Here is a 12,904-nt window from a genome sequence, read left to right as displayed (position 1 = left end):
TTTTGACTCTCTTTTTTTACGAAATGAATGTGCTACAATGAAAAAACAATAGATAACTCTAGTAAATGAACCTACCCTGAATGAAGAGGAGAGAATCAGATGGCAGATATTGAACAGTTTTTGGCGTTAGATATTCGTGTTGGGACGATCATTGAAGCAGAATTCTTTGCAGAGGCAAGAGTACCTGCATTAAAACTCAAGATTGATTTTGGTGAAGAGATTGGTCTAAAACAATCCAGTGCTCAGCTGACAAAACGTTATACGGCTGAGAGTCTTATTGGCAGACAAATCGTAGCAGTCGTCAATTTTCCGCCAAGAAGAATTGCAGGCTTCAAATCAGAAGTGCTTGTCTTAGGGGGTATGCCGTCAAAAGAAGACGTAGTATTACTAGCAACAGATGAGCCTGTAGAAAATGGGACAAAAATAGGATAATAAAAAAGACATCTTCCTGAGAAGATGTCTTTTGCGTATTGAGGCGGAATAACCACACGCCACATTCGTGTGTGTCTCAAGGAGACATGTTACCCGACTTACACAATTCAGCTCATCGCTTGATTAATATAGCATGAGGTGATCGGAATTGCAACCATTAAATGCTTTACTTCAGTTTTTCACGTCATTTCAGCAGAAAAATGACAAGAAATCAATTATTTGGATTATTTTTTCAAAAAATATTGAAAAGTCAGATCAGATTTTATAAAATGAATTCATCTTAGTTTGTTTAGTCGATAAACTAAGATGAATTCCAAGTGATGATCCGGTCATTAAAGGGGATGATTCCGTCATTCAAATCATTTGCTGTCTATGTGGGCTAAGCTGAAAGGATCAGATGTTCAGCTTCATTTTTACAACAAATTGAAAGCGCTTTATATTCTTTGTATTGACTGCTGCTGCCCTCCATCATCTGTTCATTAGAAGAGGCTAAGAGAAGAAGGGAGAAAGCTCATGGTAAGTGAGAATTTAAAAAAGATTCGTATGTCTGAAAAAGTGGGATATGCTTCAGGAGATTTCGCATGTAACTTAATTTATGCAACTGTCTCTACGTATCTATTATTTTTTTATACAGATGTGTATGGTTTATCAGCGGCGGCAGCAGGAACGATGTTTTTAGTTGTTCGCGCCATTGATGCGCTTGCAGATCCGTTTATTGGTGCATTGGTGGATCGAACGAACAGCCGTTTTGGCAGGTTTAGACCTTACTTGTTATTCGGTGCTTTTCCTTTTGTGGTACTTGCTATCCTTTGCTTTACAACACCTGATCTTTCTGAAATGGGTAAACTCGTTTATGCCTACATCACGTATGTTGGTTTATCGCTTACATACACATTCATCAATGTTCCTTATGGTGCTTTAACATCCGCAATGACAAGAAATAACCAAGAGGTTGTCAGTATTACGTCTGTTCGTATGCTTTTTGCTAATCTCGGAGGTCTAGTTGTTGCTTTTTTTGTTCCTTTTCTTGCGACTTTTTTGAGCGATAAAACAGGAAATACAGCTCTCGGCTGGCAGATGACGATGGCTTTTCTCGGCGTTCTTGGCGGTGTATTACTTATTTTCTGTTTTAAAAGCACGAATGAACGTGTCACGCTTCAAAAGCCGGAGGAAAAAATTAAGTTCAGTGATATCTTTGTCCAGTTACGTGTCAATCGTCCGCTTGTTGTATTAAGCATTTTCTTTATTATTATTTTTGGCGTGAACTCGATCAGTAACTCTGTTGGGATTTATTATGTGACGTATAACCTCGGCAGAGAAGATTTAGTGAAATGGTACGGACTCATTGGCAGTCTGCCCGCTTTAATGGTGCTGCCGTTTATTCCAAAACTGCACAAGCTGTTAGGAAAGAAAAAGCTGCTGAATTATTCATTATTGCTGAATATCGTAGGTCTTCTTGCATTACTTGTGATACCGCCGAGTCAAATCACTTTAATACTGATTTTTAGACTCGTTGCAGCTGCAGGAAGCATTACAGCCGGTGCTTATATGTGGGCGCTCATTCCTGAAACTGTTGAATATGGCGAATATAAAACAGGGAAAAGGATGGGCGGGCTCATCTATGCCATCATCGGATTCTTCTTTAAATTTGGGATGGCATTAGGCGGGATTGTGCCAGGGCTTGTACTCGATCGCTTTGGCTATGTTGCGAACCAAATGCAATCACCAGAAGCTTTACTTGGCATTTTAATCACGACAACGGTGATTCCTGTATGCTTACTGATTTTAGCGATGGTGGATATTAATTTTTATAACCTAGACGAAGAAAAACATAAAAAAGTCGTACGGGAGCTTGAGAATAGAGACAAAGTGTATATCGATCATATGGACGATTTTAAAATGTAGGTCTCTGAATGAGGAGGAAGTTCAATGAAGATTACTAACCCAGTGCTCAAAGGGTTTAATCCTGATCCAAGTATTTGCCGTGTAGGAGAAGATTATTATATGGCCGTCTCTACATTTGAATGGTTTCCAGGGGTGCAAATTTATCATTCAAAGGATCTCGTCCATTGGCGTCTTGCTGCGCGTCCATTGCAAAAAACGTCGCAGCTGGATATGAAGGGGAATCCTGACTCTGGCGGGGTATGGGCGCCGTGCTTAAGCTATGCTGATGGGCAGTTTTGGCTTATTTATTCAGATATCAAAGTAGTGGATGGCCCATTTAAAGACGGTCATAATTATTTGGTCACGGCAAGCGAGGTGGACGGCGATTGGAGTGAACCGATCCTGCTCAACAGCTCCGGCTTTGATCCATCTTTATTCCATGATCACAGCGGGAAGAAATACGTCTTAAATATGCTGTGGGATCATAGGGAAAAGCATCATTCCTTTGCAGGTATTGCCTTGCAGGAATATAGTGTGGCTGAAAAGAAGCTCATCGGACAAAGGAAGGTCATTTTTAAAGGCACACCGATTAAATTGACAGAAGCGCCGCATCTGTACCGTATCGGTGACTACTACTATTTATTAACGGCAGAAGGAGGTACCCGGTATGAGCATGCAGCAACGATCGCCCGGTCCTCGCATATTGAAGGGCCATATGAGGTTCATCCTGATAACCCGATTTTAAGTGCCTTCCATGTGCCTGAACATCCGCTTCAAAAATGCGGGCATGCTTCAATCGTTCAAACGCATACAAATGAATGGTATCTCGCTCATCTCACTGGCCGCCCGATTCAATCAAGCAAGGAATCTATTTTTCAACAGAGAGGGTGGTGCCCTTTAGGAAGAGAAACAGCGATACAAAAGCTTCAATGGAAGGATGGATGGCCTTATGTTGTAGGCGGAAAAGAGGGGACGCTAGAGGTTGAAGCGCCAAAGATCGAAGAAAAGGTTTTTGCACCAACCTATCATACAGTCGATGAATTTAAAGAATCAACACTAAATAGACACTTCCAAACATTAAGAATTCCGTTTACCGATCAGATTGGTTCGTTAACGGAGGAACCTCAGCATTTAAGATTATTCGGCCGCGAATCTTTAACGTCTAAGTTTACCCAAGCATTTGTTGCAAGACGCTGGCAAAGCTTTTATTTTGAAGCAGAGACAGCTGTTTCGTTCTTCCCAGAAAACTTTCAGCAAGCCGCAGGTCTTGTGAATTATTATAATACGGAAAACTGGACAGCACTCCAGGTGACATATGATGAGGAACTTGGCCGCACGCTTGAACTATCTGTCTGTCAAAATCTTGCCTTTTCTCAGCCATTGACACATAAAATCATCATTCCTGACGAGGTCACTTATGTCTATTTAAAAGTGACCGTTCGGAAAGAGACATATAAATATTCTTATTCATTTGATCAGAAAGAGTGGAAGGAAATTGATGTACCGTTTGAATCCATCCATTTATCCGATGATTTCATTCGAGGTGGGGGGTTTTTTACAGGGGCATTTGTCGGTATGCAGTGCCAAGATACGAGCGGCGAGCGTCTTCCTGCTGATTTTCACTATTTTCGCTATGAGGAAACAGACGAATAAAAAAGACAACTCGCTACGAGCTGCCTCTTTTTGAAAAATATATAGATCAGGTTGTGAGGGTGGCATTTTGCAGAAAAGCTTCTATGACAAGAGATGTCATCCCCAATACTGGTGCATTGTGTCCTAATGATGAAGGGAGCAGCTCTACATGTGAGCTGAATTGCGTATCCATTCGCGAGGATACCTCCTCCTTAATCACATGTAGAACCGCCTGATGTGATTCGATCACTTTGTTTCTTAAAATAATGGCTTGCGGGTTAAAGGTATGCAGGACGTTTGTGAGACCGACACCAAGGTAAAAGCCAAAGTTGCGCAGGGCATTGAGCGTTTTCATATCATTTAACTTGGCCAGCTGTTCCAGATCTTGATGGGAGATGTGCTGATCATCTGTTTGAAGAGACTGAAACAAGGCCTTCTCAGAAGCATACAATTCCCAGCACCCACGGTTCCCGCAGCTACATGTCGGTCCGTTAAAATCGATTGTCATATGTCCCATTTCACCAGAAAAGCCATACGCTCCTCTGTATAAATGATGATTGATGATGATGCCAATCCCGATGCCAGTGCCGATGCTTGCATAGATCAAATGGTCATAATGTTTAGCGGCACCAAAGATTTTTTCACCATATGCACCGGCATTTGCTTCATTTTCAATGAAGATCGGTACTTGGAATGTCTCTTGAAGCGTGGTTTTCAGATCAACATTTTTCCATTTTGAATGAGGCGTAAACACGATTTGTTCACCTGCATCCACTAAACCATGTATGCATAGGCCAATGCCAATGAGCCCGTATGGGGAAGAGGGCATTTGTGTGATGAGCTGCTGTATTAATTCAATTAATTTACGTATCGTCACCTCAGGAGAGCTGGGTGGGAGCTTGATCTGCTCTTCGTAAAGAATAGACCCTTCAAGGTCAGTTAATATGCCATTGACGTAATCAACGCCGACATCGATTCCGATGGAACAGCCAGCACGCTTATTAAACATCAGTAAAACCGGTCTTCTCCCGCCGCTAGATTCACCTTGACCGATCTCATAGACAAGATGTTCTTTCATTAACGTACTTACTTGAGAGGAAACAGTCGATTTATTTAATCCAGTGCGTTCAGATAATTTTGCTCTCGAAATGGGCGCATGCTGGAGAATTTCTTTTAATAAAAGTTTTTGATTTATTTTTTTGACAAAGTTCTGATCAGCGATATCCACGTTATCCACTCCATTTGTTTCGTCTTTAGATTAAGTTGAGAAGAGCTGCTTTTTTTCGCATGTATTCGATAAGAAAGATGATTTTAACTTTATTATAACGAAAATATTTTTAAAAAACTAAAAAATATGGAAAATTCAAAGTGATTTTTTCATAGATTGATCATTAGTTTGTTGTATCAACTTACAAAGTGTACTCAGGAGGAATGAAGAATGGCCAAATCAAATATGAAAACATTATACAGTCTAGAAGGAATCGGCAAGATTCAATATGAAGGAAAACAATCAAAAAATCCACTCGCTTTTCAATACTATAATCCAAGCGAAGTGATTGGCGGAAAAACAATGAAAGACCACCTGCGCTTTTCAGTTGCTTATTGGCATACATTGACGGCTGATGGAACAGACATGTTTGGAACTGGCACGATGCAAAGAGCCTGGGACACCTATAGCGGAATGGATTTAGCAAAAGCTAGATTGGAAGTCGCTTTTCAGCTTTTTGACCTATTGGATGTTCCGTATTTTTCATTCCATGACCGTGACATTGCGCCAGAGGGGGAGACGCTTCAAGAGACGAATCAACAATTAGACATCATTTTAGAAAGAATGAAAGAATACATGAAGCAAAGCGGAGTAAAGCTGCTGTGGAACACAGCCAATATGTTCAAGCACCCTAGATTTGTACACGGCGCTGCGACATCTTGTCATGCAGATGTCTTTGCCTACGCGGCCGCACAGGTTAAAAAAGGCATCGAAACCGCCAAAGAACTCGGTGCAGAAAATTATGTTTTCTGGGGTGGACGAGAAGGGTACGATACGCTGCTCAATACAGATATGAAAAGAGAGCTTGATCACATGGCGTCTTTCTTGCATATGGCTGTTGATTATGCAAAAGAAATTGGGTACACTGGCCAATTTTTAATCGAACCAAAGCCAAAGGAGCCAACCACTCATCAATACGACACAGATGCAGCGACATCCATCGCCTTTTTAAAACAATACGGATTAGATTCCCATTTTAAATTAAATATTGAGGCCAATCATGCGACACTGGCCGGTCATACGTTTGAGCATGAATTACGTGTCGCAAGAATTCATGGGCTGCTCGGTTCTGTTGATGCAAACCAGGGCAATTCGCTTCTTGGATGGGACACAGATGAATTTCCAACCGATCTGTATGCCACAACTCTTGCCATGTATGAAATTTTGCAAAATGGCGGTCTAGGGTCTGGCGGTCTTAATTTTGATGCAAAAGTGAGAAGAGCTTCCTTTGAACTTGAAGATATTTTATATGCTCATATTGCTGGGATGGATGCATTCGCAAAAGGACTGCGGGTCGCTCATAGACTCATAGAAGACCGTGTGTTTGAGGATGTGATAAAGCACCGGTATCGCAGCTTTTCTGAAGGAATTGGCCGTGACATTTCAGAAGGGAAGGCAAACTTTCATACATTAGAAGAATATGCGCTGAAACATCCTTTGATCAGAAACGAATCGGGAAGAGAGGAACAGCTGAAAGCCCGTTTAAATCAATACTTGTTAGAAGATTAATTGAAGGGGCTGACCTGTTTTGAAGGAGTGAAAACATGAAATATGTGATGGGAATTGATCTTGGAACGAGCGGGGTCAAGGCGATATTAGTGGATGAGAGCGGGAAGGTGTGCTGCGAAGCCTCTAAGCCGTACCGCCTCATTCAAGAAAAGCCTGGATATTGTGAGCAGCACCCCGAGGATTGGGTAAACCAGACAATGGCTGTGATGAAAGAACTGATGGCAAAGCAGCCTGTTCATTCAAGACAAGTTGAAGGCATCAGCTTTTCCGGCCAGATGCATGGATTAGTTCTATTAAATGAATCTCGCGAAGTGCTCCGCCCTGCAATTTTATGGAATGATACACGAACGACAGCACAATGTGCACACATCACAAAAAAGCTGGGAGACCGGCTGCAAAAGATCACAAAAAACCAGGCGTTAGAAGGATTCACACTGCCAAAATTATTATGGGTAAAGGAACATGAACCACATATTGATCAGCAAATCGACATGTTTTTACTCCCAAAAGATTATGTCAGATTTCGTTTAACTGGCGCTGTCCATATGGATTATTCTGATGCGGCTGGCACTTTGCTGTTAAATATCGGTGAACAGACGTGGAGTGAGGAGATTTGTCAGGCATTTGATATTTCTCCTCATATTTGCCCGCCTCTTATCACATCAGAGGCGGAGGTTGGTACACTTTTGCCGCACATTGCACGTGATGTTGGGATGAAAGAAGGCGCGAAGGTTTTTGCCGGCGGGGCAGATAATGCTTGCGGAGCAATTGGTGCTGGCATCTTGTCCTCTGACCGCACGTTATGCAGCATCGGCACATCTGGGGTGATTCTCTCCTACGAAGAGGATCATGAAAGGGAGCTTCAAGGGAATTTACATTTGTTTCATCATGCAAAAAAAGACGCTTTTTACACAATGGGTGTCACCCTCTCAGCAGGATATAGCCTTAACTGGGCAAAACACTTACTGGCTCCTGAGGAATCGTTTCAATCACTTTTAGAAGGTGCGGCGCATGTAGCGCCAGGAGCGAAAGGATTGCTCTTTACTCCCTATTTAGTCGGGGAAAGAACACCTCATGCGGATTCGACCATTCGCGGCAGCTTGATTGGATTAGACAGCAGGCATGAAAGGGCACATGTTGTCAGAGCTGTGTTAGAGGGAATTACCTTTTCGCTAAATGAATCTATCGCATTATTCCGGCAGGCAGGAAAAAACATAGATTCTATTGTGTCCATTGGCGGCGGTGCGAGAAGCCGGACTTGGCTTCAAATGCAAGCAGACATTTTTCAGGCTGAAGTCATCCAGTTAGACAATGAACAAGGGCCTGCTTTAGGTGCAGCCATGCTTGCTGCGGTTGGCTGCGGATGGTATCCGTCACTTGAAGTATGTGCCCATCAGTTGATCCATCAAGCTGCTGTTTATGAGCCAAATCAGCAGCATGCGGAAGTATATGCTGATCTATTTCATTTGTATCAAAGGATTTATACACAAACAAGAGACATCCATGCCGGGTTAAAGCAGTATCGTTCCATCTAACTGAGAAGGCTGCATGAAAGGAGGTGATGGGTTTATCACCTTAGGGATGACAGAACAATACGGATGAAAAAAGGAGAGGGATGGAAAATGAATTTGAAAAGATTGAGGCTTTTGTTTGTGGTGTGTATTGGATTTGTGCTGACACTGACGGCTGTGCCAGCTCATGCGAAAACGATTTATAATAATGAAATGGGTACACATAGCGGATACGATTATGAATTATGGAAGGATTATGGAAACACCTCAATGACACTCAATAACGGCGGGGCATTTACTGCAGGCTGGAACAGTATCGGAAATGCTTTATTTCGAAAAGGAAAGAAGTTTGATTCCACTAAAACTCATCATCAGCTTGGCAACATCTCCATCAATTACAACGCAAACTTTAACCCAGGCGGGAATTCCTATTTATGTGTCTATGGCTGGACACAATCTCCATTAGCAGAATACTACATTGTTGATTCATGGGGCACATATCGTCCAACAGGAGCGTATAAAGGATCATTCTATGCAGATGGAGGCACATATGACATTTATGAGACGACCCGCGTCAATCAGCCTTCCATTATCGGGATTGCGACCTTCAAGCAATATTGGAGTGTACGTCAAACAAAGCGTACAAGCGGAACGGTCTCCGTCAGTGCGCATTTTAATAAATGGGAAAGCTTAGGAATGCCAATGGGCAAAATGTATGAAACAGCATTTACTGTAGAAGGCTACCAGAGCAGCGGAAGTGCGAATGTGATGACCAATCAGCTGTTTATTGGACGATAAAAGCTTATAAAAAAGCCAGCAGTTTTTGCTGGCTTTTACTTTTTCTATGATAATTTTTCAACTTCCACTCTGCCAGAAAAGAACGTAGCGCCGCCGCCCATATCTGCCAATCGATCAGGTGTTAATCCATTCACTAAATGCTTTTTGCCTTTTTGATCTGCCCATAATCCTTGACTGACTACAACACCAGATAATACATTTTGACCGACTGACACGACAAGCTCACACTCTCCTCGGTCGTTCAACACACGTACCATGTCACCATCTTCAATTTTTCTTTCCTTTGCATCCTGTTCATTCATGTGAAGCTTCGGAAATTTCTCAAGCTTTTGATGCTTTTCATGAAGTGAGAAGGTGGAATTCAGAAAATTATGGTTCGGTCCCGGTATAAAGGTAAGCGGATAATCGCTTTCCTGATAAAGGGGCACATAGGTTGGAAGTGCTGGATACCCGTCTTTTTTCATTTGTTCAGAATAAAGCTCAATTTTCCCGCTTGGGGTTTGAAGCTTTAATTCCTGGAAAGGTCCACGTTTCGCTTTGATCCATTTCTTTTCTTTTAATGCCTCGTATGAAATGTCCTCATAATGCGGATTTTCTGGATGATGAAGAGCTTGTTCCATCAGTTCAGCATCTGTCTCGCGGAAGGCTTCATCTTCAAAGCCCATCGCATGGGCAAGCAGGCGGAATACTTCAGTATTGGATTTGCTTTCTCCGTAGCGTTCAATTACGGGCTCCTGAATTTGAATATAATGATGCCAGTATGATGTATAAAAATCCTCGTTTTCAAAGGCTGATGTCGCTGGCAGGACAATGTCTGCATACGTCGCTGTTTCTGTCAGGAATAAATCATGAACCACTGTAAATAAGTCCTCTCTCAGCAAACCTTCTCTGACTTTATTCGCTTCAGGTGTTACAACCGCTGGGTTGCACGAGTAGATAAAGAGAGAATCAACGGAAGGCTCTGCGCTTGTCAGCACGCTGCCCAGCTGATTCATATTAAATGATCTAGGCGTGCGTTCTTTTATTAAATCCGGCCGCTGAAGAGCTGTTTCATTATAGTTGAGAAAAGAAGAGTTTGATTTCATCGCTCCGCCGCCCTTGTGCAGCCATTGACCAGTCAGGGCAGGGAGGCAGGAAATGGTTCTAATACTCATCCCGCCATTATCATGGTGCTGCAAACCATTCCCAATCCGAATCAGAGAGGGCGATGACTCAGCGTACATTCTTGCAAGTGTAATGATATCGCCTTTAGGAACACCCGTGATGCGCTCAACTGTGTCTGGATCATACTGCTTTACATGCTCGCGCAGCTCTTTATGGCCGACCGTGTAAGCCTCTAAAAAGGCTTCATCTGTACGTTCCTCTTTAAAAAGGACATGCATGATGCCTAGGGCAAGTGCACTGTCAGTACCAGGCCGAAGCGGAATGAACCAATCTGCCATCCGGCCGGTTTGGTTCTTGTGAACATCAATTACGACAATCTTCGCTCCTTGCTTTCGTGCTTTTTGTGCCAAGGTGATTTGGTGCATATTGGTCGATACGGCATTGATGCCCCAAAAGATAAATAGTTTCGTATGAATGGTGTCTTCAGGATCTGCCCCAATGCTTGCACCCATTGTATATTTATAGCCAGTCGTTCCTGCTGACTGACAGATTGTCCGGTCTAACTGACTTGAACCAAGACGGTAAAAAAAGCGGCGGTCCATACCTTCTGCGTTGAGATTGCCCATGTTCCCATAGAAGCTGTAAGGCAGAATGCTTTCTGGCCCTTTTTCTTCGATCAGCTTTGTCCATTTTTGACGAATGGTTTCAATGGCTTCTTCCCACGTAATCGGTGCAAACTGACCTTCGCCTTTTTGGCCAACACGTTTTAAAGGAGTGGTCAGCCTTTTTTCATCATATAAACGGGCTGTGACATTACGCACTTTGTTGCATATGTTTCCTTGTGTGACAGGGTGATCCGGATCTCCCTGCACTTTCACGATCTTTCCATTTTCTTTATGTATTAAAAGACCGCACTGATCCGGGCAATCTAACGAACAAACTGATTTGAATATTCCGTCTTTCATCGCTGTATAATCGGTCATGAGTTTTCGGCTTCCTTTCTGCATTCCGTTATCACTTTGTATGGACTTTATTTTAGCATGTTCGGAGGAGGAAGGTAAGAAAGAGATGATGAATTGAAGAAAATGAAAAAAAGCCCCTGAAAAGGGACTTTTAAAAACGGGTGACTTGTACAGGAAATTCTTTTACCCCAAAAACAAACGTGCTTTGTATAGGTTTTAGCTGATCTGCAATACAGGTGATGTCTTGAAACGTATGGAGTAAAACGTCAAGCGCAATGTTGCTTTCAAGCCGGGCAAGCGGTGCACCGAGACAGAAATGAATGCCAAACCCAAAGCTCATATGCGGATTTGATTTCCGGTCAAGCCGGAACGTATCTGGATCTTCAAACTTCAGTTCATCCCGATTTGCTGAAGCAACCCAGCTGATGAGGTAGTCTCCTTTTTCAATGCGTGCGCCTGCAATTTCAACATCCTCTGCGGCGATTCGGCCAATGGCTTGGACAGGCGGATAATACCGCAGCGTTTCCTCAGTCAATTGAGGAATAAGAGAGGGGTCCTGCCGAACTGATTCAGTGATATGCGGCTGCTCTGTCAGCAGTCGTACGGCATTGGTTATTAAATTGGTCGTTGTCTCATTGCCTGCAACGAGTAGTAGAATACAAAAGCCAAGCAGTTCATTTTCCGTTAAACGCTCTCCATCAATTTCCGCTTGAATGAGAAGCGAGATCAAGTCATCGGCTGGTGTTTCTTTTCGTTTTTTGATCAAATGAGCAAAATAAACGGACAGCTCCTCTTCAGCGCGTTTCTGCATATCTACAACAGCCTGAATGGCTTCTTTTGATTCATCCTTAGCACCTGCCACGAGGGCATCAGAATGTTTTTTAATCAGCTCTCTGTCCTGCACCTCTGCACCAAGAAGCTCAGCGATGATCATCACTGGCAGGGGAGCTGCTAAATCTTGCACAATATCAAACGTACGTTGATCCTTAACTTGATTTAATAGATCATGTGTCAAGTCTTTGATCTTATCTTCTAATTGTTTGATCGCTTTTGGGGTGAACGCTTTATTCACAAGCGCTCTCATCTTTGTATGTTTTGGAGGATCCATCGTTAAAATACTTGTTTTAGACGTGCTTCTTCCTCGCTGTGAAGAAAACACTTTAGGCTGCTTTAGAACAGACTGGATATCTGCATATCGAAAGAGATCCCAGCACTTTCTTGTCTCATCATATCTAATATCACTCTCTGCACGCAGCTCATTGTAAATAGGGAATGGGAAAAGAAGGTCATCGGTAGAACGGATTTCTTTCATTGGAATCACATTGACATAGTTTTCTTTCACTTTCATTATGAACGCTCCTTTTTCACATGATTTCTCTTTCACGGTATCACCAGAAAAATATCATTTCAACGGACATGTTTTCTAAAATATGTCAATAGTCTAATCGAAAGATTCAAGCACATTCACCATATAGGAAAATAGAAAGTTATTAAAATGAGAGCGCTTTCTAAAAAATAGAATTGAAGTCACCGAAACCAAAAATAAAATGGTGAATTCAGTCGAACGAAAGGGCCCTATGATTCAAATGATCATAGTTCTTTTGATCTAAATTACTGTATTCGAAAAACACGGCTAACATACTTGCAGCAAGCTGCCGGCCATGCATTCGGGACTTTTGAAAAGCGCTGGCTCTTTCTTGACACGATTTCTCATCATGTTACGATAACTTACGTGTGAAAAACACGAACAAAAAGCGAACAAGGGAGAGGATCAATATCATTGATCAAAAGAAAGTTGCTTTCAT

Annotated in this window: 9 protein-coding genes; 6 read left to right on the top strand and 3 right to left on the bottom strand. The window is 42.4% G+C overall.

Going from position 1 to position 12,904, the window contains the following annotated elements; genetic code table 11:
* Nucleotides 1-99 precede the first annotated feature (99 nt).
* From csaA to NSS76_RS09620, 3 genes are all read left to right on the top strand, one after another.
* Nucleotides 100-432: a chaperone CsaA gene (gene csaA / locus NSS76_RS09630; protein WP_125587054.1), complete on the top strand. Its 333-nt coding sequence runs from the start codon at nt 100-102 to the stop codon at nt 430-432.
* A gap of 513 nt (nt 433-945) precedes the next feature.
* On the top strand, nt 946-2,337 hold the full coding sequence (locus tag NSS76_RS09625; protein WP_257802544.1) for an MFS transporter: 1,392 nt from the start codon (nt 946-948) through the stop codon (nt 2,335-2,337).
* A gap of 24 nt (nt 2,338-2,361) precedes the next feature.
* A complete protein-coding gene (locus tag NSS76_RS09620; protein WP_133744108.1) occupies nt 2,362-3,969 on the top strand; it encodes a glycoside hydrolase family 43 protein in 1,608 nt (535 codons plus the stop codon).
* A 46-nt stretch (nt 3,970-4,015) separates the two neighbouring features.
* Here NSS76_RS09620 and xylR read toward each other — a convergent pair whose 3' ends face one another.
* A complete protein-coding gene (gene xylR / locus NSS76_RS09615; RefSeq protein ID WP_185854478.1) occupies nt 4,016-5,176 on the bottom strand; it encodes a transcriptional repressor XylR in 1,161 nt (386 codons plus the stop codon).
* A gap of 210 nt (nt 5,177-5,386) precedes the next feature.
* On the opposite strand from xylR, the gene xylA reads away from it, so the two are divergent.
* From xylA to NSS76_RS09600, 3 genes are all read left to right on the top strand, one after another.
* Complete coding sequence (xylA, locus tag NSS76_RS09610) at nt 5,387-6,724, top strand: xylose isomerase (protein WP_044332951.1); 1,338 nt, start codon at nt 5,387-5,389, stop codon at nt 6,722-6,724.
* Nucleotides 6,725-6,759: 35 nt separating this feature from the next.
* Nucleotides 6,760-8,259, top strand: a complete 1,500-nt coding sequence (gene xylB, locus NSS76_RS09605; protein WP_341082009.1) for a xylulokinase — start codon at nt 6,760-6,762, stop codon at nt 8,257-8,259.
* An 87-nt stretch (nt 8,260-8,346) separates the two neighbouring features.
* The gene (locus NSS76_RS09600; RefSeq protein ID WP_341082008.1) at nt 8,347-9,033 is read left to right on the top strand and encodes a glycoside hydrolase family 11 protein; all 687 of its coding nucleotides are present in this window, start codon (nt 8,347-8,349) and stop codon (nt 9,031-9,033) included.
* A 44-nt stretch (nt 9,034-9,077) separates the two neighbouring features.
* On the opposite strand, the gene NSS76_RS09595 is transcribed toward NSS76_RS09600, so the two are convergent.
* Together NSS76_RS09595 and NSS76_RS09590 are read right to left on the bottom strand one after the other, a co-directional pair.
* On the bottom strand, nt 9,078-11,120 hold the full coding sequence (locus NSS76_RS09595; RefSeq protein ID WP_341082007.1) for a molybdopterin oxidoreductase family protein: 2,043 nt from the start codon (nt 11,118-11,120) through the stop codon (nt 9,078-9,080).
* A gap of 130 nt (nt 11,121-11,250) precedes the next feature.
* Nucleotides 11,251-12,447, bottom strand: a complete 1,197-nt coding sequence (locus tag NSS76_RS09590) for a cytochrome P450 (protein WP_341082004.1) — start codon at nt 12,445-12,447, stop codon at nt 11,251-11,253.
* Between the last annotated feature and the right edge of the window lie 457 nt (nt 12,448-12,904).

The organism is Bacillus sp. FSL R5-0654, from assembly GCF_038008745.1.
In the GTDB taxonomy this organism is placed as follows: Bacteria; Bacillota; Bacilli; order Bacillales; family Bacillaceae; genus Bacillus; species Bacillus safensis.
Note: the sequence above shows the minus strand (reverse complement) of the source record. Positions and strands in the feature narration are given on the sequence as shown.

Coding starts and splice junctions, on each gene's coding strand:
- csaA (WP_125587054.1), top strand. CDS start 100: ATGGCAGATATTGAACAGTTTTTGGCGTTAGATATTCGTGTTGGGACG.
- NSS76_RS09625 (WP_257802544.1), top strand. CDS start 946: ATGGTAAGTGAGAATTTAAAAAAGATTCGTATGTCTGAAAAAGTGGGA.
- NSS76_RS09620 (WP_133744108.1), top strand. CDS start 2,362: ATGAAGATTACTAACCCAGTGCTCAAAGGGTTTAATCCTGATCCAAGT.
- xylA (WP_044332951.1), top strand. CDS start 5,387: ATGGCCAAATCAAATATGAAAACATTATACAGTCTAGAAGGAATCGGC.
- xylB (WP_341082009.1), top strand. CDS start 6,760: ATGAAATATGTGATGGGAATTGATCTTGGAACGAGCGGGGTCAAGGCG.
- NSS76_RS09600 (WP_341082008.1), top strand. CDS start 8,347: ATGAATTTGAAAAGATTGAGGCTTTTGTTTGTGGTGTGTATTGGATTT.
- NSS76_RS09595 (WP_341082007.1), bottom strand. CDS start 11,120: ATGACCGATTATACAGCGATGAAAGACGGAATATTCAAATCAGTTTGT.
- NSS76_RS09590 (WP_341082004.1), bottom strand. CDS start 12,447: ATGAAAGTGAAAGAAAACTATGTCAATGTGATTCCAATGAAAGAAATC.